Origin of the sequence: Glycomyces sp. NPDC047010 (assembly GCF_040644205.1) — a bacterium.
Classification (GTDB): Bacteria; Actinomycetota; Actinomycetes; order Mycobacteriales; family Micromonosporaceae; genus Glycomyces.
In genome coordinates this window covers 39,795-59,930 of the sequence record NZ_JBEYVY010000004.1, presented here as the reverse complement: position 1 = coordinate 59,930, position 20,136 = coordinate 39,795, and the positions used below count along the sequence as shown (strand labels likewise).

Below are 20,136 nucleotides of genomic sequence, written 5' to 3'. Positions count from 1 at the left end.
CGTAAAGGGCCCGTCCACCGGATTGCGGCGGACAGGCCCCTCGGGTCTGGTCAGGCGCGGATCAGACTCTGGTCCAGCGGCTCTCGTCGGCGGCGCTCGCCTCGACGGCGGCCAGGACCTTCTGGACCTGGAGCGAGTCGGCGAACGACGGCGTGGGCTGCTCGCCCGCGCCGATCGCGTTCACCAGGTCCACGACCTGGTGGGTGAAGCCGTGCTCGTAGCCGAGGCCGTGGCCCACGGGCCACCAGTTCCCGGTGTACGGGTGCTCGGGCTCGGTCGCCTGGATCTTGCGGAAGCCCGCGTTCGGCTCGTCGGCGGCGTCGTAGAACCACAGCGAGTTCATGTCCTCGAAGTCGAACGCCAGGGACGCCTTGGAGCCGTTGAGTTCCAGGCGCATCGCGTTCTTGCGGCCGAGCGCGAAGCGCGTGGCCTCGAAGACGCCGACCGCGTTGTTCGCGAACCGCGCGGTGAACACCGCCGCGTCGTCCACGGTGACCGGGCCCTTGGGCCCGTCGGTGCCGCCGTGGCCGCCCAGTCCCACGAAGTCGCCGCCCACGGGCCGCTCCTTCACGAAGGTCTCCAGGATCGCGGAGACGCCCGTGACGTCGGACCCGGCGATCCACTGCGCCGCGTCGATGATGTGCGCGCCGATGTCCCCCAGGGACCCCGAACCGGACTTGGACTTGTCGAGGCGCCAGGTCAGCGGCGCGTTCTCGTCGGTGAGCCAGTCCTGGAGGTACTGGGCCCGCACGTGCCGGATCTCCCCCAGCGCGCCGGAGTCGACCAGGCGCTTCGCGAGCGACAGCGCCGGGGTGCGCCGGTACGAGAACCCGCACATGGCAAGTGCGCCATGGGCTTTCGCGGCCTCAGCCGCGGCGGTCATCGCCTCAGCCTCCTCCACGGAGTTCGCGAGGGGCTTCTCGCACAGGACGTGCTTGCCCGCTTCGAGCGCGGCGATGGCGATCTCGGCGTGCAGGTTCCCGGGGACGCAGATGTCGACCAGGTCGATGTCGTCGCGCTCGACGAGGCGGCGCCAGTCGGTCTCGGTGGAGTCCCAGCCGAGCTTGGCCGCGGCGGCGGTGAGCCGGTCGGCGTCGCGTCCGGCGAGGGCGGTCATCTGCGGTGCGAGCGGCAGGTCGAAGAAGCGCGGCGCGGTGCGCCACGCGTGGGAGTGGGCCGCGCCCATGAAGGCGTAGCCGACCATGCCGATGCGGAGTGGTTCAGTCACTGCGGCTCCCTCGGTTCAGGCCGTCGCGGACCGACGGCCACCCTTGCAACACAGCGAGGATATCCGCGTCCGCGGTGTCCGCGAGCGCGGACTCGTAAGCGCCGTCGAGGATCTCGTCCATCGGGACGCGGCGTCCCTCGGCGGCACTGCGGATCGCGGCCTCGACCATCGCGAGGCTGAGGACGTTCGCGTGGACGCGGCCCATCGGCTCGCGGCCGTGGAGCAGCGCCGCGGTGAACTCGCGCAGGGACCCGGCGATGCCGTCGCCGGGGTCCTCGGCGGCGGCCGCCTTCGACTCCGGGCCGGACAGCGCTTCCGATTTCGGCTCGCCCTCGCCGTCCCAGACGGCGCTGCCGTGCTCGGCGGAGACCCGCCAGGCGCCGTTCCAGGAGGTCTCCAGGCCGGGGCTGCACCAGGAGCCGTTGAACGTGAACCGGGCGCCGCCCTCCATCTCGAACGCGGCGGTGGCGGCCGCGTTCCCGGCGTACCAGGACCACGGCGGGTTGTACTCCTCGCAGACGACCGCGACCGGGTCGGCGTCGAGGAGGAAGCGCGCCATGTCGAACTGGTGGATCGCCATGTCGAGCAGGAGCGGCGAGTCCATCTCGTCGCGGAAGCCCCCGAAGTGCGGGGCCTTGAAGAAGTCCACAGCGACGATGCCGATGCGGCCCAGGGACTCCAGCTGCGCCTTGGCCTGGAACAGGCCGCGGTTGTAGCGCCGGGACTGGCTGACCATGAACAGGTGCCCGTGGAGCTCGGCGGCCGCGGCGAGCGCGAGGCCCTCGGCGACGGTGGCGGCCACGGGCTTCTCCCCCAGGACCGGGAGTCCGGCGCGGAGGGCGGCGATCGTGACCGGGTGGTGCGCTTCGGGGATGGTGGCGTTCACGATGGCGTGGGCGCCGGTGCGCTGCGCGAGTTCCACGGCGTCGGTCCCGGTGGCAAGGTCGCGGCCGAGGTCGGCCGCCGCCGCCTCGGTGGCGGCCGGGTAGAGGTCGGCGATGCCGACGAGTTCGGTGGCGGGGTCGGCCTCGATGGTGTGCATCCAGGCGCGGCCCATGCCGCCGGCGCCGACGACGACGAGTCGAAGGGGCCCTTCGATATCGAGGCTGTGCTTTCCAAAAACGTTGAAGCTCATCGCTCGAACGCCCCGCGGTAGCCCTGGCCGTTGAAGAAGTCGTCGGTGTCGTAGCGCAGGAGGGTGGGGGTCTCGCGCTCGCGGTCGGGGCGGGCCCATTCGATGCCGTTGGCGATGACGTGGTTGACGTCGGGGTGGTGGTAGACCGGGAAGTCCTGGTCGCCGGGGCTGAAGTAGAAGATCCGGCCGAAGCCGCGGCGGTAGGTCATGCCGGAGCGGAAGACCTCGCCGCCGGTGAACCCGGAGATGAAGACCAGCTCGTCGGGGGTGGGCACGTCGAAGTACTCGCCGTACATCTCCTGCTCGGGGATGACGATCGGGTTGGGGATGCCGCGGGCGATCGGGTGCTGCGGGTTGACGGTCCACACCAGTTCGCGGTCGTGCTCGGAGCGCCAGCGCAGCGTGCAGGTGGTGCCCATGAGCTTCGTGAAGATCTTCGACCAGTGCCCGGAGTGGAGCACGATGAGGCCCATGCCCGCGAGGACGTGGCGGTGGACGCGCTCCACGACCTCGTCGGCGACGTCGCCGTGGGCGGCGTGGCCCCACCAGACGAGCACGTCGGTGGCGTCGAGGACGTCGGAGGTGAGCCCGTGCTCGGGCTCGTCCAGGGTGCGGGTGGTGATGACGGCCTTGTCGCCGAGCCATTCGCCGGTGCCCTTGGCGATGGCGCCGTGCATGCCGTCGGGGTAGCGCTCGGCGACCGAGGGCTCGACCTGCTCGTGGCGGTTCTCGCCCCAGACGACGACGCGGATGGGTGCCTGTGACATGTGGTGGTGCTCCTTTTGCGTGCTATGCGAGTTGTGAGCTTATAAATCGTTGGGCCGCTTGCGGTCCGGTGTTCAGGCGGCGGGGTCGGTGCTGGACCTGACGGTGAGCGAGGGCGGCAGGAGGACGCGTTCGGGGGTCTCGGGCTGGTCGACGACGAGGCGCACGAGGTTCGCGGCGATGGCCGCGGACGCCTGGCGGACCGAGGTGATCCCGACCGTGCCGAACTCGGTGAGCGGGGTGTCGTCGTACCCGGTGACGGCCACGTCCCGGCCGGGCACGAGGCCGCGGGCCTGGAGGGTGATGACGGCGCCCGCGGCGAGCGTGTCGGCCTTGCAGACGATCGCGGTCGGCGGCGCGTCGGCGTCGAGCAGCGCGGCGGCGGCGCGGACTCCGGCGGCGAGGTCGCTGCGGCAGTGGACGATCCGCGCGTCGGCGGCGGAGGCGGCGAGGCCGTGCCGGGCGCAGGCGTCGCGGTAGCCGATCTCGCGCTGGACCATGGTCTCGCTGGCCCGGTTGGCGCCGACGAACGCGATCTCGCGGTGCCCGCGCTCCACGAGGTGGTCCACGGCCATCGAGACGCCCAGGGCCGCATCGCCTTCGGCCCAGGACCAGGGCGCGTCGAAGGCCGCGCCGGTGCGGCCGTAGGCGGCGAAGGGGATGCCGCGGCGGTGGAGTTCGAGGAGCCGGTCGTCCTCGGAGCCGACGTTGGAGACGACGAACCCGGCGACGGACTGCCCGAAGTACAGGTCCTCGCACGCGGTCATGAGCGTTTCGAGGTCCTGCTGGGTGATGAGCGTGAGGTTGCGGTCGGCGGCCTGGCAGGCGGTGGCGAGGTCGTGGAGGAACACGTCCATGTAGGGGTTGCCCACGGCATCGGGCGCGGGCAGGACGTAGCCGATCTGGCGGGGCCGCGCGAGGCGCAGGCTGCGGGCCACCAGGTTGTTCCGGTAGCGCAGCTCCCGCATGGCCGCGTGGACCTTCTCGCGAGTGGCCTCGGCGACGACCTCGGGCCGGTTGATGACGTTCGAGACGGTCATGACCGAGACTCCGGCGCGGTCGGCGACGTCGGCCATGCTGGCCTTCCGCTCACCCATGCCCGCGCCTCTCACCTCGTCCGTTACCGCGGGCGATTTTAAGCATAAATACGCGAGGGGGTCAAGCGTTTTCCTCCCGCGGACATGGCGCAGAACACCTTGAAAAGGTGGAATTGCGGCAGTTGTGTTCTCGTTACCCACTGGTATGAGCACAATCGGATTGATCGGCAGCGGCAACATCGGCGGGGCCATCGCGCGCCTCGCCGTCAAGGCGGGGCACCACGTGGTGCTGAGCAACAGCCGCGGGCCGGAGACCCTCGCGGACCTCGTCGCGGAGCTGGGCCCGAACGCCCGCGCCGCCACGCCCGCCGAGGCCGCGGCCGCGGGCGACCTGGTCGTCGTGACCATCCCGCTGAAGGCGTACGAGACCGTCCCGGTCGAGGAGCTGCGCGGCAAGGTCGTCTTCGACACGAACAACTACTACCCCGAGCGCGACGGCCACATCGCCGAGCTGGACGACGAGTCCACCACCGTGAGCGAGCTGCTCCAGGCGCACCTGCCGGAGTCGTCCGTCGTCAAGGGCTTCAACAACATCTACTTCGGCCACGTGCTGTCCCTCGCCCGCCCGGCCGGGGACCCCGAGCGCTCCGTCCTCGCCATCGCGGGCGACGACGCCGCCGCGAAGCAGAAGGTCACCGAGTTCCTCGACTCGCTCGGCTTCGGCGCCTACGACGCCGGCCCGCTCGCCGAGGGCTGGCGCTTCCAGCGCGACACCCCCGCGTACGGGGTGTTCTTCACCGAGAAGTTCGACTACAACGCGGCCCCGGCCTCGCGCCAGGTCACGCCCGAGATCATCGAGCCGCTCCTGAAGGCCGCCAAGCGCTACCGCGACATGTAGGACGCATCCACCCGCAGCCCGGGACGGTCGAACCGTCCCGGGCTTTCCGCTGTCGCGCGTCAGTCCTCTATGGACTCATGGCGATCGGGTGGACGGCGAGGTCGGCGGCCGTCCGCGGGACCGGTGTTGCGCAGCTCTCATCCATGTAGTTATATTCGTTTGGTCATACCATTAAACAACGGCCCAGTGCCCGCATAATCCCGGCGAATCCTGTATCCCCCGACGAAAGGCATCGCCATGGGCGACAACGAGAACGGCACACCCCGACTGCACCGGCGCAGCCTCTTCCAGGCCGGCGCCGCCGCGGCCGCCGCCGCATCACTGGCAGGATGCGCGGCCCTCGACGAAGGCCCCGAAGGGACCGCCGCGGGCTCCGACGAGCTCGCCGACCTGCTCCCCACGTACACCCCGTACGAGGGCGGCGTCGAGCCAGACCTCCCCGGCCAGCCGGACGGCACCGTCTCCCCCGGGTTCCTCTCCCGCCCCGAGCAGCCGCTCCAGGCCGTCGCCGAGGCGCCGATGACCACCGGCGAGGAGATCACCGCGATCACCCCGCTGTGGAACCCGGCCCCGCCCGGCCTGCCCGGGAACTCGTACTTCACCGCCGTCAACGAGGCGCTCGGCGGCACCGTCACGTTCAACATCGCCGACGGCAACAACTACGTCGACAAGATCACCACCACGCTCGCCAGCGGCGACGTCCCCGACATGTTCCAGATCCCCGGCTGGGAGATCATCAAGCTCTCCGACTTCACCGAGGCCGCCAACGAGCTGTTCGCCGACCTCTCCCCGTACCTCGCCGGGGACAAGGCCGCCGACTACCCGCTGCTCGCCACCTACCCGACCGCCGCATGGGCCATGGGCGTCTTCGGCGGCACGCTCCTGGGCGTCCCGTGGGAACGCGCGCCGTACACGAACACCATGTTCGCGCGCCAGGACCTCCTCGACGGGCTCGGCGTGGAGCACCCGGCGAACCTCGAAGAGCTGCTCGCGTTCGCGACCGAGGTGAACGACCCGGCCGCGAACCGGTGGGCCTTCGCCGGGATCGACCAGACCGTCCAGGAGGCCATGGGCGTCCCCACGCTGTGGAAGGTCGTGGACGGCAAGCTCGTCCACAAGTTCGAGACCGAGGAGTTCGCCGCCGCCATCGAGTACACGCGCGGCCTGTTCGACCAGGGCCTCGTCCACCCCGACTACGTCGCCGACCGGCTCACCAACGTCAAGGAGATCATCGGCTCCGGCCAGGGCGTGTTCTACGAGGACGGCCTCGGCGCCTGGCACGAGATGCTCGGCACCTACCGGGACGTGGCCGGGTTCGACCTCCAGGCCGTGAACCCCATGGCCCGCGAAGCCGGGGGCACCCCCACGATCTGGCGCGACGACCCCGCCGGGATGTTCACCTTCATCAAGAAGGACCTCTCCGAGGAGCGGATCAAGGAGTGCCTGCGGGTCGCCAACTGGTGCTCCGCGCCGTTCGGCACCGTCGAGTGGGACCTGGTGTGGGACGGCGTCGAAGGCGTCCACTTCACCGTCGACGCCGAAGGCGTGCCGCAGCGGACCGACCTGGGGCAGAGCGAGGTCGCCAACACGTACCTGTTCCTCTCGGGCCGCGCGAACGCGAACTTCAAGTTCCAGTACCCCGGGCTCGTGGAGGCCCAGCACGCGTGGGAGACCAACGCCGCGCCGTTCCTCGACGACCACCCGTTCCAGGGCCTGCGCGTCGAGATGCCCTCCGACCTCTCCGCCGAGAACGAGCCCATGACCGAGGCCCACCACGAGATCTACCGCGGGCAGCGGGAGGTCGCCGACTGGGCGGGCATCGTGGACGACTGGCGCGCGAACGTCGGCGACGCCGCCCGCGAGTACTACACCGAGGTCGCCAAGGACAACGGCCGCCTGTGAGCACCGCGACGATCGAGTCCCCCGCCCCCGCGGCGGGGGACGCTCCACAGCGGACCCCCAAGGGCCACTGGCGGTCCCGCCTGCGCCGGGACTGGCCGCTGCTGCTCATGGCCGCCCCGATGATGCTCCTGGTGTGGGGGTTCTGGTGGATCCCGACCCTCGGCAACGTGGTCGCGTTCCAGGACTACAAGCCGTACACCGGCGGGATCTTCGGCTCGCGCCTGGTCGGGTTCACGCACTTCCAGATGCTGTTCTCCGACCCCGACTTCACCCGCGCGCTCGTGAACACGCTGTCGATCACCGCGTTCCAGCTGGTGTTCTACTTCCCGGTCCCGATCGCGCTCGCGCTGCTCATGCACTCGCTGGCGTCCGAGCGGCTGCGGTCGATGCTCCAAAGTGTGGTGTACCTGCCGTACTTCTTCTCCTGGGTGCTCGTCATCGCGATCTTCCAGCAGATGCTCGGCGGCGCCGGGCTGCTCAGCCAGACGCTGCGCGGCGCGGGCTTCGAGGGCGTCGACTGGATGACCAACCCGGACACGTTCATCCTGCTGGTGACCTCGCAGGCGATCTGGAAGGAGGCCGGGTTCGGGGCGATCATCTTCCTCGCCGCGCTCGCGGCGATCGACCCGAACCTGTACGAGGCCGCCGCGGTCGACGGGGCCGGGCGCTGGCGGCGGCTGTGGCACATCACGCTGCCGGGCATCCGGCCGGTCATCGTGCTGCTGCTGATCCTGCGGCTCGGCGACGCGCTGAACGTCGGGTTCGAGCAGTTCTTCCTGCAGCGCAGCGCCGTCGGCACCCAAGCGTCCGAAGTGTTCGACACGTTCGTGTACTACAGCGGCATCCGCACCGGCGACTTCGACTACGGGGCCGCGGCCGGGCTGTTCAAGGGCGTGGTCGGGCTCGTGCTCATCCTCGCCGCCAACAAGGCCGCCCACCTGCTGGGCGAACGGGGGGTGTACTCGAAGTCATGAGCGCCAAGCTGAAACGGGCCGCCTGGGAGGAGCCGCCCACCGTGGCCGGGCAGGCCGCGAAGGGCGCGAGCATCGTCGTGATCGCCCTGCTCATCCTGTTCCCGCTGTACACGATCGCGCTGACGAGCCTGTCGAGCGCCGAGACCGTGCACCGCGTCGGCGGCCTCGTGGTCTGGCCCGGCGACGGCATCACGTTCGAGGCGTACGAGCAGATGTTCCGCAACCCGGTGGTGCTCCGGTCCCTCGTCGTGTCCCTCGGGATCACCGCGGTCGGGACCGCGGTCAGCGTCGTCGTGTCGATCCTCGGCGCGTACTCGCTGTCGCGGCCGGGGTCGTTCGGGCACAAGACCGTGCTGTTCTCGGTCCTGATGATGTTCGTGGTCTTCCCCGGGCTCATCCCCGTGTACCTGTGGGTCAGCGGGCTCGGCCTGCGCGACAACTACCTGGCGATCATCCTGCCGATGGCGGTGTCCGCGTTCAACGTCGTAGTCCTACGGGCGTTCTTCATGAGCCTCCCGCAGGAGCTGTTCGACTCCGCGCGCATCGACGGCGCCGGGGAGTTCCGGGTGCTGTGGCAGATCGTGGTCCCGCTGTCCAAGGCCGTCATCGCCGTGGTCACGCTGTTCTACGCGGTGGGCTACTGGAACAACTGGTTCAACGCGTTCCTGTACCTCGACGACACCTCGAAGTGGCCGCTCGCACTGGTCCTGCGCACCTACGTGGTCGAGTCGGCGCCGCTGCCGCAGGCCGCGGGCCTGAGCGACGCGCCGCCGACGCTCGCGGTGAAGATGGCCATCGTGATGATCGCGATCATCCCCGCGCTGATCATCTACCCGTTCGTGCAGAAGCACTTCAAGAAGGGCGTCATCATCGGCGCCGTCAAGGGGTGAGGACAGGGGGCCGGTACGACGCCGGCCCCCTGCGATCCCTACTCCCGGTTCAGGTCTGCGAGCGCGGCCTCGACGCCCGCGATGAGCGCGGCCGGGCCCGCCGACAGCTCGCCGTGGAGCGTCCGGTGCTCGGTCCACTCGGCGCGGCGCAGGTTGCGGGCCCGCTCGGGGTCGGCGGTCTCCACGGCGTGCAGTACCGCCCCGTACGCCTCCGCGTCCTCGATGAGGTCCGACAGGCGCGCGTCGATCGTCAGGCCCGGCGAGCGCGGCTCGGTCCGCGGGTCGTCCACGGTCCACTCGTGGTCGCCCGAGCCGACCTCCTCGGGCTCCCGGCCCGGCAGCGTGACCAGCGCGGTCGTGTTCGGCGGGACCTGCGCGTGGACGACGATGCGGCCGTCGTGGACCTCCCAGCCGACGCGGGCCCGCCCGTACGGGGTCTCCAGCTCGGCCGCGGCCCGGTCGAGCCCCGCGAGCGGGACCGGGGCGACGGCGAGGCGCCGGTACCCGGGTTCGAGCGGCGCGAGCCCGGCGACGGTGCGGTGCAGCCAGTCGGCGATGGCCCCGAACGCGTAGTGGTTGAAGGAGGTCATCTCCCCCGGGTTGATCGTGCCGTCCTCCATCATGGAGTCCCAGCGCTCCCAGATCGTGGTGGCGCCCATGGTCACCGGGTACAGCCACGACGGGTTGTCGGTCTGGAGCAGCAGCCGCCGCGCCGTCTCGGCCTGCCCGGTGCGCGTCAGGGCGTCCTGGATGATCGGCGTACCGACGAACCCGGTCCCGATCCGGTAGCCCGCGCGGCGCACGAGCCACGCGAGCCGCGCGCCCATGCGGGTGCGCACCGCGGGGTCGGTGACGAGGTCGAACTCGATCGCCAGCGCGTACGCCGTCGGCGCGTCCGAGACGATGCGGCTGGCGGCCGTGACGTACTCGCGGACCCACGCCTCGCGCGCCGACTCAGCGAGCGCGCCGTACTTCGCGGCGTCCTCGTCGTGCCCGAGTTCCCTTGCGGCCCTGGCGGTGAGGGCCGCGGAGCGCTGGAAGTAGGCGCTGGCGACGATGTCGGGGTCGGTCTTGGCGCGGGCGGGGTCCTCCGGCGGGGCATCGGGGTCGAGCCAGTCGCCGAACTGGAAGCGGCCCTCCCACAGGAGGCGGTCCCCGGCGAGGGCGGCGAGGTGGTCGGTCCAGGCGCGCATGCTCGGGTACTGGCGTTCGAGGACGGCGCGGTCGTCGAAGCGCTCGAAGAGGACGGTGGGGACGACGGTGGCGGCGTCGCCCCAGGCGGCGGCGGGGGTCTGGGCCCATTCGAGGACGTTGGGGACGATGAAGGGGACGGCGCCGTCGTCGAACTGCTCGTGGGCGAGGTCGTCGAGCCAGGAGGCGAGGAAGCCGTCGCAGTCGTAGAGGAAGCTGGCGGCGGGGGCGAAGACCTGGATGTCGCCGGTCCAGCCGAGGCGCTCGTCGCGCTGGGGGCAGTCGGTGGGGATGGACACGAAGTTGCCCCGCATGCCCCAGACGACGTTCTCGTGGAGGCGGTCGAGGAGTTCGTGCGAGGACGAGAAGTGGCCGGTGCGCGTCAGGTCGGAGTGGACGACGACGGCGGTGACGTCGGCGGGGTCGAACTCGCCGGGCCAGCCCTGGATCTCGGCGTAGCGGAACCCGTGGAAGGTGAACTCGGGCTGCCAGGTCTCGGTGCCGTTCCCGGCGAGGGTGTACGTGTCGGTGGCCTTGGCGTGGCGCAGCGGCCGGGTGCCGAGTTCGCCGTGTTCGAGGACTTCGGCGTGGCGGAGAACGACGGTGTCGCCTTCGCGGCCTTGGACGCTGATGCGCAGGTGGCCGACGAGGTTCTGTCCGAAGTCGAGGACGGTGCGGCCGCTGGGGGTGGTGATGACCTCTTGGACGGCGAGTTCGCCGGTGGCGCGCACAGGGGGCGCGGTGGCGGGGACGGGGACTTGGGCCTTGGCGGTGTCGGGGCGGGCGTCGAGCCAGCGGGAGTCGTCGTAGCCGGGCGAGGACCAGCCGGGGAGGGCGCGGCGGGCGTCGTGGGCTTCGCCGGCGTAGATGCCGCTGGCGGTGACGGGGCCGTCGGCGGTGGCGCGCCAGCCGTCGCCGGTGGCGACGACTTCGCCGGTGCCGTCGTCGTATTCGAGGTGGAGCTGCGCGGCGAAGGACGGGTACTTGCCGTAGAAGGGGCGGGCCTGGCCGTGGAAGCCGAAGCGCTCGGTGTACCAGCCTCCGGCGAGGTTCGCGCCGATGGCGTTGGGGCCCTCGCGGAGGAGGCCGGTGACGTCGGTGGTCTCGTGGACGAGGCGGGAGCGGTAGGCGGTCCAGCCGGGTTTGAGGCGGTCGGCGTCGACGGGGGCGCCGTCGATCTCGACCTGGTAGACGCCGCGAGCGGTGGCGTAGAGAGTGGCGGCCTTGAGGCCGGGCTTCACGGTGAACTCGCGGCGCAGCAGGAGCGGCTGGCCGATGTCGGCGGGTTCGGGGACGGTGATGAACCGGGCGTGCCATTCGCCGTCGCCGAGGAATCCGGCGCGCACGTCGCGGGGCTCGCTCCAGTCCGAACTGGACCCGTCGGCGCCGTGGACGCGGATGCGCACGCTGCCCTCCTCGCGGGGCAGGAGCGACTCGAACGGCCACTCCACGAGGACCGAGTCGCGGCCTTCGACGCGGGCGACGGCGGCGGCCTCCCCTCGGCGCCATTCGATCTCGGCGCCCGCCTGGGTCCAGCCGGGCGCGGCGTCGGCGGTCTTCCACGACAGGCGGGGCCGGCTCGCGGCGGTGAACGGGGTGTCGGTGCGGTACTCGGCGCGCAGTCCGTAAACGTGCATCGGGTCTCCCTATCGGGTATTCAGCCCTTGACGGCGCCGGAGGTGAGCCCGGCGACGATCTGGCGGTTGAAGAAGGCGTACATGACGAGCGGCGGGATCGTGATGAGCAGGATGTCCATGAACAGCAGGTTCCACTGGGTCGTGTACTGGCTCCTGAAGTTGTAGAGGGTGAGCTGCACGGTGGCGTGGTCGTCGCCGGGCAGGAAGTACAGGGGGTTCTGGAAGTCGTTGAAGACGGCCACGGACTGGACGATCACGGCGGTGACGATCACGGACCTGAGCAGCGGGAACACCACTTGGAAGAACAGGCGCACGGGCCCGGCGCCGTCGATGACGGCGGCCTCGTCGAGCTCGCGCGGGATGGTGGCGACGAAGGCCCGGAACAGCAGCACGCAGAAGGACAGCCCGTAGGCCACCTCGATGAGGACGAGGCCGTGGAGGGTCCGGAACAGGCCGAGCCCCTGCAGGACCCAGATGGTGGGGACGACCGCGGGCGGGATGATGAGCCCGGCGAGCACGAGCGCGTTCAGCCAGGGCGTGAGGCGGTTGGGGCGCCGCTGCATGACGTACCCGACCATGGCCGCGAGGACCACCATGATCGCGACGCTCGCGACGGTGAGGATCGTGGAGTTCACGAAGGCGCCCAGGAGCATGTAGTCGCGTTCGCGGATGACCGCGAGGAAGTTCTCCCAGATCGCCCACTCGCTGGGGAGCGAGAACTCCCGCAGGGCCGCTTCGCCGCGGGTCTTGGCGGCGGTGAGGACGATGAACGCGAACGGGACGAGGAAGACCACCGCGGAGAGGACGATGGCGACGATGCCGGGGAGGACTCCGGCGGTGCGGCGGCGCCTCACTGCTCCACCTCCTTGCGGTTGAGCTTCCAGTAGAGCGGGACCATGAACGCGGCCACGAGCAGGAACAGGACGACGTTCCCGGCGCTGGACAGGCCCCAGAACCCGGCCTGGTACTGCTTGAAGATCACCGAGGCGACCACGTCGGAGGTGAAGCCGGGGCCGCCCTGGGTCATGGCCCAGATGAGGTCGAAGGACCTGAGGCCGCCGATGAGCGACAGGACGATGACGGTGGCCGTGGCGGGCCGCATGAGCGGGAGCGTGATGTGCCGCAGGCGCTGCGCGGAGGTCGCGCCGTCGACGCGGGCGGCCTCGAAGTACTCCTGCGGGATCGCCACGACACCGGCGATGTAGATGAGCGTCGCGAGGCCCACGCCCTTCCAGACGTCCACGAGTGCGACGGAGATGAGCGCGAGGCTCGGGTCGGTGAGCCAGCCGGGCCCGTCGATCCCGAGCACCGCGAGGGCCTGGTTGATGAGCCCGTCGCCCGGGTCCATGAGCACCGTGAACGTGATGCCGACGCCGACGGTGCTCACCAGGGTCGGGAAGAACACGACGGAGCGCAGGTACCCGCGGGCGATGATCTGCGAGGTCAGGAACACCGCGAGGAACAGCCCGAGGACCACTTTGAGCCCGGAGGTGAGCACCCCGTAGATGAACGTGTTGACCAGGCCCTGGAACAGGTACGGCTCGCTGAAGAACAGCGCGAAGTTCTCGAAGCCGATGAACTCGGTGCCCGACATGTTCCAGCGGGTGAACGCGAAGTAGAACGACGCGATCGTGGGGGCGATGAACAGGACGCCGTAGACGGCGCCCGCGGGGAGGTAGAACCAGAGCGGGTAGTGGCTCCGGTGGCCGCGGCGCCGCCGGGGCGGCGCCGCGATCGCCGTGGTCGACATGGGGCCTACCAGCCTTCGAGGCCGAGCTGCTGCGCCTGCTTCTTCACGTCCTCGTCGTAGAGGGACGCGGCGTCGGCGGCGCTGCGGATGCCCGAGCCCACCTCGACGGTGATCTGCTCCAGCGCAGGGCCCTTGACCGGGGAGAGGAACTCCAGGGCCGGGGCGGTCAGGCCGGAGTCGAAGTAGGACTGGAGCTGGGCCACGGCCGGGGGCACGTCCTCGGGGACCGTGCAGCCCTCGATGAAGTACGGGCCGATGACGCTGGCCCCGGCGGTCTGGGCGTCGCAGCCCTCGGTGCTGGCGACGAACGCCAGGAAGTCCTTCGCCGCACTCTGGTCTTCAGTGGACTGCGGGAGGTAGAGCGCGCCGGGCAGCCAGGTCGTGAGGCCCGCGTTCGCGGGGTCGGTCCCGGGGAGGGCGAAGAAGCCGATGCCGTCCAGGGCCCCGGGGTCGGTCGCCTCGATCTCGGTGAGGGCGGTGGTGAGCATCGGGTAGTGGACGCCCTCGCCCGCGGCCAGCGCGGCGAGGCCCTCGGCGTAGGTGAGGGACGCGTAGTCCTCGTTGAGGTACCCGGCCTCGGCGACCTCCTGGAGGTGCTCGAACCCGGCCGCGGCGGCGGGCGTGTCGGCGAAGTGGGCCTGGTTGGAGGTGTACTCCTCGGCCCAGTCCGGTTCGGCCGCAAGGACGTTGTAGTTGTCGGCGAGGATGAACAGCTGCGAGGTCCAGGCGGACTCGGTGCCGTAGGTCTGGATCACCGGCGCGGCGGTCCCGGCGTCGAGGATCGCCTGGTTGTTCGCCATGAACGCGTCCCAGGTGGTCGGCACTTCGAGGCCGAGCTCCTCGTAGGCGGCGAGGTCGTAGAGGACGCCGCCGCCCACGGCGTGGCCGACGGGGACGCCGTAGAGCGCGTCGCCCGCGCTCACGCCGTCCTTGAAGGTGTCCGTCACGACGTCCATGTAGGACTCGCCGGCGAGGTCGACGAGGGTCTGGTCCGGCGCGAGGGCCTGGAGGAGCGACCCGGAGTTGTAGAAGAACAGGTCGGTCATGTCGTCGGTCTGCAAGCGGGTCTTGACGATGTTGTCGCCCTCGCCGCCGCCGGGGCGCAGCTCCAGCTCGATCTCGACGTCGGGGTGCGCGTCCGTGTAGGCGTCGGCGAGGGCCTGCATGAGCTGGCCGGTGGCCTCGGAGTTGTCGATGAGGATGTGCAGCGTGCCGTCGTCGCCGCCGCCGGTCGAGCACCCGGTGAGGGCGAGTCCTGCGGCGAGTGCGGCTGCGGCTCCGGCCGCGGTGCGGCGAAGGGGTGTCGGGGACATGGTCGTGACCTCCATTGGTGACGCCATTGGAACGATTCATTCCAGAGGGATTGCATGGTGCGGTTCAGAATTGGGTGATGGTCAGGTCCCGCCGGCCGCGCGCAGGCGCGCGGCGCCGCCCCTCGGGCGGGGCGGGCGGGTGCTGGCGCGGACCACGAGTTCGGGCCGCACCACCTCGTGCCGGGGCTCGGCGCGCCCGGCGATGCGTTCGAGCAGCAGCTCGGCGGCGAGGCGGCCCATGCGCTCGCCGTGCTGGTCGACGGTGGTGAGCGAGATGCCCGGGTGGGCGGCGATCTCGATGTCGTCGTAGCCCGCGACCGACACGTCGGCCGCGGTGAGCCCGGCGTCCGCCACGGCGTGCAGGACCCCGAGCGCAGGTTCGTCGTGCGAGGCGAACACCGCGGTCGGGCGGTCGGGTTCGGCGAGCAGCCCTAGCGCCACGCGCCGGGACTCGGGCGCCCCGTTCGGGGAGCGCACGACGCGGATGCGGTCGCCGAGACCGGCCTCCTGCATCGCGTCCCGGTAGGCGTCGACCCGGATCGCCTGCGGCGCACCCGATCCGATTCCGGTGAAACCGGCCGCGGGGGTGAGGTGCGCGATGTCGCGGTGCCCCAGGTCGAGCAGGTGCCGCATGACCATGCGCGCGCCGACCTCGTCGTCGCTGACGACCGCGTCGTACTTGGCCGAGCGGTCGTGGCGCCCGATCATCACGACCGGGACGTTCGCGGCGAGCGCCTCCAGCCATTCGGGGTCCACCAGCGGCGAAACCGCGATGACCCCGTCGACCTGGCGGTCCACCAGCGCCTGGATGGCGCGGTAGCCCTCCCCGTGCTCGGGGTCGGCCGGGGCGATGATGAGCTGGTAGGGCGAGCCCGAGAGCGCGGCCGTCGCGCCCGCGAGGAGCTTGGGGAAGAACGGGTTCGACAGTTCGGGGATCTCGATCCCGACGGTGAACGTCGCCCCGCGCATCCCCCGGGCCGAGACGCTCGGGCGGTAGCCGAGCTTCTCGATCGCTTCGGCCACACGGGCTTTCATCGCGGGGCTGACGCCGTACGCGTTCCGGATGACCTTGGAGACCGCCGCCCGGGAGACGCCCGCCTCGCGCGCGACGTCCTCGATGGTGACCGAGCCGGCCGACGGACGCGATGCCACTGGGAGCCTCCCTGGGGATTGGTGTAGATCAATCTACACAGACTGTAGACCGATCTACAAGAGGGAAGATCGCATTTTCTTCCGTGGGAGCGCGGGTTGTTTCGCCTAGTCCTGAGCCCAGGCGCCGGGGCCTCCGGCGAGGACGACCGCGCCGGTCTCCAGGTCGGCGGTCGCGGCGTCGGCCACGTGCTGCGCGAACTGCTCGACGGTGAGGAGCCCGCCCGCGGCCTCGCGGCGCTGCGCGATCGTGCCGGGCTGGGCGCGTTCGAGGAGCGTCGCGGTGATCGTCCCTTCGATCATGTCGCCCGAGACGGTCACGAAGCCGACGCCCGCGGCGTCGAACTCGGGGAGCATGGCGCGCAGGGCGTCTTCCCCGGCCCGCTTGGAGCGGGCGACGGGCGCGTAGACCGCGAGCTCCTCGGTGGCCGCGAAGTGGGCCTGGTGGCTGGTGACGTAGACGATCCGGCCGCCCTTGGGCAGCAGCGGGAGTGCGCGGGCGGCGAGGTCCACCTGGGCGTCGCGGTTGAGGCGCAGCGCGTAGTCCGGGTCCACGTCCTTCTCCAGGCCGCCGGAGGCGTTGAGGACGAGCACGTCGAGGCGGTCGATCCCGGCGAAGAGCCGGTCGAGGTCCGCGGCGGCGGTGATGTCGGCCTGCACGGCGGCCGCGGAGCCGCCCGCGGACTGGATCGCGTCCACGACGGTGTTCGCGCGCTTCGCCTTGTCGCGGTAGTTGACCAGGACGTGCGCACCCTCGGCGGCGAGGAGCCGCGCGGTGGCCGCGCCGATGCCGCGCGACGCTCCGGTGATGAGCGCGGTGGTGTCCGTCAGCTGTCCCAATGCCCTGGCCTCTCGTGAAGGTCGAATCGAGAGGACAGCGTAAGAGGCCCGCCGATCCCGGCGGGCCTCGTGTGGTGCGCGTGTGACTCGCTAGCCGATGCCCATGGCCGCGGCGGTGATCTCGACCGAGCGGAGCCGGTCGGGGACCTGCTCGGTGTAGTGGACGGTGATGAGCTCGTCGGCGCCGGTCGCGGCGGCGAAGGACTCCAGGAACGCGCGCACGTCCTCGGGGCCGCCGACCGCGGTGTACCGGGCCATGTTGGAGAGCTGCGCGCCCGCGGGCGAGGCCAGGAACTCGTCGATCTCGTCGTCGGTGTACTCGCCGCCCTGCGGGCCGCGGGCGATGAACGCGCGGGCGCGGTTGCGGAAGGCGATGCGGCGCTGGGCGTCCGCGGACTCGTGGTCCTCGGCGGCGAACACGTTCACGCCCGCGATGAGGTACGGCTCGGCGAGCTGCTCGGAGGGCTGGAACTGCTCGCGGTAGACCGCGACGGCCTCGTGGAGGGCGTCGGGCGCGAAGTGCGAGGCGAACGCGTACGGCAGGCCGAGGCGGGCGGCGAGCTGGGCGCCGAACAGGGAGGAGCCCAGGAGGTACAGGGGCACTTCGGTGTCGGCGGTGGGCACGGCCTGCACGCCCTCGATGAGGGACTTGCCGCGCAGGTAGCCCTGAAGTTCGAGCACGTCCTGCGGGAACGTGTCGGAGGAGGTCGCGTCGCGGCGGATCGCGCGCATGGTCTGCCGGTCGGTGCCGGGCGCGCGGCCCAGGCCGAGGTCGATGCGGCCGGGGAACAGCGATTCGAGCGTGCCGAACTGCTCGGCGATGACGAGCGGCGAGTGGTTGGGCAGCATGATCCCGCCGGCGCCGAGGCGGATCGTCTCGGTGTGCTCGGCGACGTGGCCGATGACGAGGCTGGTCGCGCTCGACGCGATGGTCGGCATGGAGTGGTGCTCGGCGTACCAGACGCGCTCGTAGCCGGTGCGCTCGGCGGCGCGGGCGAGCTCGACGCTCGCGGCGAAGCTGTCGCGCGCGGTCCGTCCGGGCGCGATCGGCGCGAGGTCGAGGATCGACAGGGCTACGGGCATGGACGGCCGCCTTTCAAAGTTCGGGTTCGCCCTTCGCGCAACGCTCCCCGCGCCTCCCGCAATCCCGGACCGGGGTCCGTTTCCCCCATGACCCTCGTCACCGCCCCGGAGGGCGCCCCGCCCCTACTCCCGGGGCGCCCTGCTCAGGCCGCTAGCAGGCGCCGATCCAGGTGATCTTGGTGATGTAGGCGTTGTTCCAGATCACCGCTTCGGTGGGCTCGTCGTCATTGGGGTAGTGCAGGCACCCGTCGATTTCATCGCCGTAGAAGGAGACGCCCTGGTAACGGATGTGATCCTTGCCGGGGTCGGGCCAGCCGTTGTTGCGGATCTTCCCGCCGCCCTCGAACTGCGGGAGGACGACGTCGAGGTTGCCTTGGCTGCTCCAGATCAGCGTGCCGTTCCCGTTGTAGACGCAGACTTCTCCCCGCAGGCATGTGTCCTGCGCGGAAAGGTCGACGGCGCCGGCGGGAGCAGCGCCGGTGAACAGGGAGCAGGCGAAGAGGGCGGCTGCGGCAGAACCGAGTATGCGGCGTTGTGTCGAGACCATGAGTGATCCGTTCAGAGAGGAGGGGTCAGCGGGGCGGGCGGGGGAACGTGGGGGGCGTCCCGATCGCGGACTCGACGGGGTCGCTGGGGGTCTCGGGGCGGTGTGCGGTCATGTGCGGTCCGATTCTTGAGGAGTTCGACGGTTTCGGGTCGAATCCTGGCGCGGCACTGCACGGGTGCCGCACGGATTCCGCACGGGTCGGGCCGTTCCGGGCGGTCAGCCCGAAGGGGCGAGTTCCTTCCACACCGCGGGCCACCACTGCTCAGCCTGGAACGCGAACGGGTCGACGGTGCCGAGGGTCGCGCGCAGGCCGGGGCCGAGGACGTCGGCGAGGTCGGCGCCGCGCTGCTTCTTGGCGGCCTCGATCTGCCACAGGAACTCCACGAACCAGCGGTAGGAGGAGTTCACGCCGCGCACGCCGTGGCTGCGGCGGTCGAACTGGAGGACCTCGCCGGAGGCGGGGTCGAGCACGTACAGCAGGTTCGCCGAGCCGGGGACCGTGCCGAGCAGGATGAGCCGCATGTCGACCGTGACGTCCCCGGCCTGCAACTCGATCACCGCAAACGGCGTAAGCGGTTCGGGCGCGCCGTCGGCGTCGTACACGCCGGGCACGAGCCGGGGCACCCAGTCGTCCTCGGGGAGGCCCGCGGCGGGGACGCCGAGTTCGAGGAGCCCGGCGCGCGGGAGTTCCATGAGGTCGCTTGGGCCCCAGACGAACGCGGTCTTGTCGGAGGGCGGCGCGGGGGTCATGGTCAGCCCGCCTGCTCTGCCGCGAGGCGGATTGAGGCGGTCGCCATGTGGACGGCCATCGCGGAGGCGGCGGCGTCGTGGTCGCGGGAGGTGACGGCGCGGAGGATCGCGTCGTGCTCGTCGAGGGCGGTGCGGGCCTCCTCGGCGCCGGAGACGGCGCGGTCGGCGTAGACCTGGAGGAGGGAGCGCACGACGTCGAGGAGGTCGATGAGGACCTCGTTGCCCGCGGCCCGCGCGAGCGCGTTGTGGAAGTCGCGGTCGGCCTCGGCGAACGCGGCCAGGTCGCCGTCGGCGTCCCTCATGCGGGCGACGTGCCCGGCGAGCGCGGCGAGGTCGTCCTCGGAGGCGCCGGAGGCGGCGAGGCGGGCCACGTAGATCTCCAGGCCGGAGCGCAGTTCCAGGAGTTCGTCGGTCTTGCGGCGGCCGATGAGGAGGCCCCAGCGGAGCGTCTGCGGGAGCAGTTCGGAGGCGGTGCCGCGCAGGTAGGTGCCGGAGCCGGGGCGCACGTCGACGATGCCGAGGAGTTCGAGCGCCGCGAGTGCCTCGCGGACGGCGGAGCGGCCGACGCCGAGGGTGGTGGCGAGCTGCCGTTCGGCGGGCAGGCGCGTCCCGGGCTCGATGGAGCCGCTGGTGAACAGGTCGAGGAGCTGACGCGCGACCTCTGAGACCGGGCTGCTGCTCGGCAGGGCGCCGAGCGAGGCGGCGATGTCGGCGGCGCGGTCTCCTGGGTAGGCGGGCATGGAAGCAATTTACCGTCCCCTTGCGCGGTGAAACCACCCTTCCTGCCCGGATGCGACGCCGGTCTAGTCGCGGTCCAGGCGGCCCGCGGCCGGTCCGGGGATTCTCTGCAACCCCTGCGAGCTGCCGCTTCATTACAAGATGATCAACATGTGGGACATCACGTTGCAATTGGTCAACCGGTTAGCCAATATGGGAGACGCCCCCGTTGTCATCAGAGCCGATGTCAGGAGACACCGTGAACCGGTCCGCAGCCCCCGAAGCGCCGCCCGTAGCCCGCAGCGCCATCCGCAAGGTCTCGATCCGCCT

Annotated in this window: 18 protein-coding genes; 4 read left to right on the top strand and 14 right to left on the bottom strand. The window is 71.0% G+C overall.

The genetic code is table 11. The features are described 5' to 3' along the window. Positions 1 to 61 precede the first annotated feature (61 nt). The 4 genes from AB0A65_RS09405 to AB0A65_RS09390 form a co-directional block, all read right to left on the bottom strand. A complete protein-coding gene (locus AB0A65_RS09405; RefSeq protein ID WP_359950057.1) occupies positions 62 to 1,204 on the bottom strand; it encodes a Gfo/Idh/MocA family oxidoreductase in 1,143 nt (380 codons plus the stop codon). Positions 1,205 to 1,220: 16 nt separating this feature from the next. After that, complete coding sequence (locus AB0A65_RS09400) at positions 1,221 to 2,363, bottom strand: Gfo/Idh/MocA family oxidoreductase (RefSeq protein ID WP_359948912.1); 1,143 nt, start codon at positions 2,361 to 2,363, stop codon at positions 1,221 to 1,223. Next, the gene (locus tag AB0A65_RS09395; RefSeq protein ID WP_359948909.1) at positions 2,360 to 3,130 is read right to left on the bottom strand and encodes a ThuA domain-containing protein; all 771 of its coding nucleotides are present in this window, start codon (positions 3,128 to 3,130) and stop codon (positions 2,360 to 2,362) included. The genes AB0A65_RS09400 and AB0A65_RS09395 overlap by 4 nt, the downstream gene beginning before the upstream one ends. A gap of 72 nt (positions 3,131 to 3,202) precedes the next feature. Further along, positions 3,203 to 4,225, bottom strand: a complete 1,023-nt coding sequence (locus tag AB0A65_RS09390) for a LacI family DNA-binding transcriptional regulator (protein WP_359948906.1) — start codon at positions 4,223 to 4,225, stop codon at positions 3,203 to 3,205. A gap of 145 nt (positions 4,226 to 4,370) precedes the next feature. Here AB0A65_RS09390 and AB0A65_RS09385 point away from each other — a divergent pair, with 145 nt between their 5' ends. From AB0A65_RS09385 to AB0A65_RS09370, 4 genes are all read left to right on the top strand, one after another. Next, positions 4,371 to 5,063 carry an NADPH-dependent F420 reductase gene (locus AB0A65_RS09385; protein WP_359948903.1) on the top strand — a complete coding sequence of 231 codons (693 nt, stop codon included), beginning with the start codon at positions 4,371 to 4,373 and terminating at the stop codon, positions 5,061 to 5,063. A gap of 237 nt (positions 5,064 to 5,300) precedes the next feature. Continuing rightward, a complete protein-coding gene (locus AB0A65_RS09380) occupies positions 5,301 to 6,965 on the top strand; it encodes an extracellular solute-binding protein (protein ID WP_359948900.1) in 1,665 nt (554 codons plus the stop codon). 11 nt (positions 6,966 to 6,976) lie between these two features. Next, positions 6,977 to 7,939 carry an ABC transporter permease subunit gene (locus AB0A65_RS09375; protein WP_359950054.1) on the top strand — a complete coding sequence of 321 codons (963 nt, stop codon included), beginning with the start codon at positions 6,977 to 6,979 and terminating at the stop codon, positions 7,937 to 7,939. After that, positions 7,936 to 8,829 (top strand): carbohydrate ABC transporter permease, encoded by an 894-nt coding sequence (locus AB0A65_RS09370; protein WP_359948897.1) that lies wholly within the window; start codon positions 7,936 to 7,938, stop codon positions 8,827 to 8,829. The genes AB0A65_RS09375 and AB0A65_RS09370 overlap by 4 nt, the downstream gene beginning before the upstream one ends. Before the next feature lie 38 nt (positions 8,830 to 8,867). Here AB0A65_RS09370 and AB0A65_RS09365 read toward each other — a convergent pair whose 3' ends face one another. The 10 genes from AB0A65_RS09365 to AB0A65_RS09320 all read right to left on the bottom strand — a co-directional run bounded on the left by AB0A65_RS09365 (position 8,868) and on the right by AB0A65_RS09320 (position 19,829). Continuing rightward, positions 8,868 to 11,657, bottom strand: coding sequence for a family 78 glycoside hydrolase catalytic domain (locus AB0A65_RS09365; RefSeq protein WP_359948894.1), 2,790 nt, complete (start codon positions 11,655 to 11,657; stop codon positions 8,868 to 8,870). Between the two features lie 20 nt (positions 11,658 to 11,677). After that, complete coding sequence (locus tag AB0A65_RS09360; RefSeq protein WP_359948891.1) at positions 11,678 to 12,511, bottom strand: carbohydrate ABC transporter permease; 834 nt, start codon at positions 12,509 to 12,511, stop codon at positions 11,678 to 11,680. Further along, the gene (locus AB0A65_RS09355) at positions 12,508 to 13,407 is read right to left on the bottom strand and encodes a sugar ABC transporter permease (RefSeq protein ID WP_359948888.1); all 900 of its coding nucleotides are present in this window, start codon (positions 13,405 to 13,407) and stop codon (positions 12,508 to 12,510) included. Before AB0A65_RS09355 ends, AB0A65_RS09360 begins: the two co-directional genes overlap by 4 nt. 5 nt (positions 13,408 to 13,412) lie before the next feature. Then, the gene (locus AB0A65_RS09350; protein ID WP_359948885.1) at positions 13,413 to 14,720 is read right to left on the bottom strand and encodes an ABC transporter substrate-binding protein; all 1,308 of its coding nucleotides are present in this window, start codon (positions 14,718 to 14,720) and stop codon (positions 13,413 to 13,415) included. A gap of 81 nt (positions 14,721 to 14,801) precedes the next feature. Continuing rightward, positions 14,802 to 15,872, bottom strand: coding sequence for a LacI family DNA-binding transcriptional regulator (locus AB0A65_RS09345; protein ID WP_359948883.1), 1,071 nt, complete (start codon positions 15,870 to 15,872; stop codon positions 14,802 to 14,804). Between the two features lie 105 nt (positions 15,873 to 15,977). Next, positions 15,978 to 16,709 (bottom strand): SDR family oxidoreductase, encoded by a 732-nt coding sequence (locus AB0A65_RS09340; RefSeq protein WP_359948880.1) that lies wholly within the window; start codon positions 16,707 to 16,709, stop codon positions 15,978 to 15,980. Between the two features lie 90 nt (positions 16,710 to 16,799). After that, a complete protein-coding gene (locus AB0A65_RS09335; RefSeq protein WP_359948877.1) occupies positions 16,800 to 17,792 on the bottom strand; it encodes an LLM class flavin-dependent oxidoreductase in 993 nt (330 codons plus the stop codon). Between the two features lie 151 nt (positions 17,793 to 17,943). Then, a complete protein-coding gene (locus tag AB0A65_RS09330; protein WP_359948874.1) occupies positions 17,944 to 18,339 on the bottom strand; it encodes a hypothetical protein in 396 nt (131 codons plus the stop codon). A gap of 216 nt (positions 18,340 to 18,555) precedes the next feature. Beyond that, on the bottom strand, positions 18,556 to 19,089 hold the full coding sequence (locus tag AB0A65_RS09325; protein ID WP_359948871.1) for an SUKH-4 family immunity protein: 534 nt from the start codon (positions 19,087 to 19,089) through the stop codon (positions 18,556 to 18,558). A 2-nt stretch (positions 19,090 to 19,091) separates the two neighbouring features. Continuing rightward, positions 19,092 to 19,829, bottom strand: a complete 738-nt coding sequence (locus AB0A65_RS09320; RefSeq protein ID WP_359948868.1) for a FadR/GntR family transcriptional regulator — start codon at positions 19,827 to 19,829, stop codon at positions 19,092 to 19,094. Positions 19,830 to 20,136 lie beyond the last annotated feature (307 nt).

Coding starts and splice junctions, on each gene's coding strand:
- AB0A65_RS09330 (WP_359948874.1), bottom strand. CDS start 18,339: ATGGTCTCGACACAACGCCGCATACTCGGTTCTGCCGCAGCCGCCCTC.
- AB0A65_RS09395 (WP_359948909.1), bottom strand. CDS start 3,130: ATGTCACAGGCACCCATCCGCGTCGTCGTCTGGGGCGAGAACCGCCAC.
- AB0A65_RS09355 (WP_359948888.1), bottom strand. CDS start 13,407: ATGTCGACCACGGCGATCGCGGCGCCGCCCCGGCGGCGCCGCGGCCAC.
- AB0A65_RS09400 (WP_359948912.1), bottom strand. CDS start 2,363: ATGAGCTTCAACGTTTTTGGAAAGCACAGCCTCGATATCGAAGGGCCC.
- AB0A65_RS09370 (WP_359948897.1), top strand. CDS start 7,936: ATGAGCGCCAAGCTGAAACGGGCCGCCTGGGAGGAGCCGCCCACCGTG.
- AB0A65_RS09405 (WP_359950057.1), bottom strand. CDS start 1,204: ATGGTCGGCTACGCCTTCATGGGCGCGGCCCACTCCCACGCGTGGCGC.
- AB0A65_RS09385 (WP_359948903.1), top strand. CDS start 4,371: ATGAGCACAATCGGATTGATCGGCAGCGGCAACATCGGCGGGGCCATC.
- AB0A65_RS09335 (WP_359948877.1), bottom strand. CDS start 17,792: ATGCCCGTAGCCCTGTCGATCCTCGACCTCGCGCCGATCGCGCCCGGA.
- AB0A65_RS09320 (WP_359948868.1), bottom strand. CDS start 19,829: ATGCCCGCCTACCCAGGAGACCGCGCCGCCGACATCGCCGCCTCGCTC.
- AB0A65_RS09365 (WP_359948894.1), bottom strand. CDS start 11,657: ATGCACGTTTACGGACTGCGCGCCGAGTACCGCACCGACACCCCGTTC.
- AB0A65_RS09325 (WP_359948871.1), bottom strand. CDS start 19,089: ATGACCCCCGCGCCGCCCTCCGACAAGACCGCGTTCGTCTGGGGCCCA.
- AB0A65_RS09380 (WP_359948900.1), top strand. CDS start 5,301: ATGGGCGACAACGAGAACGGCACACCCCGACTGCACCGGCGCAGCCTC.
- AB0A65_RS09350 (WP_359948885.1), bottom strand. CDS start 14,720: ATGTCCCCGACACCCCTTCGCCGCACCGCGGCCGGAGCCGCAGCCGCA.
- AB0A65_RS09390 (WP_359948906.1), bottom strand. CDS start 4,225: ATGGGTGAGCGGAAGGCCAGCATGGCCGACGTCGCCGACCGCGCCGGA.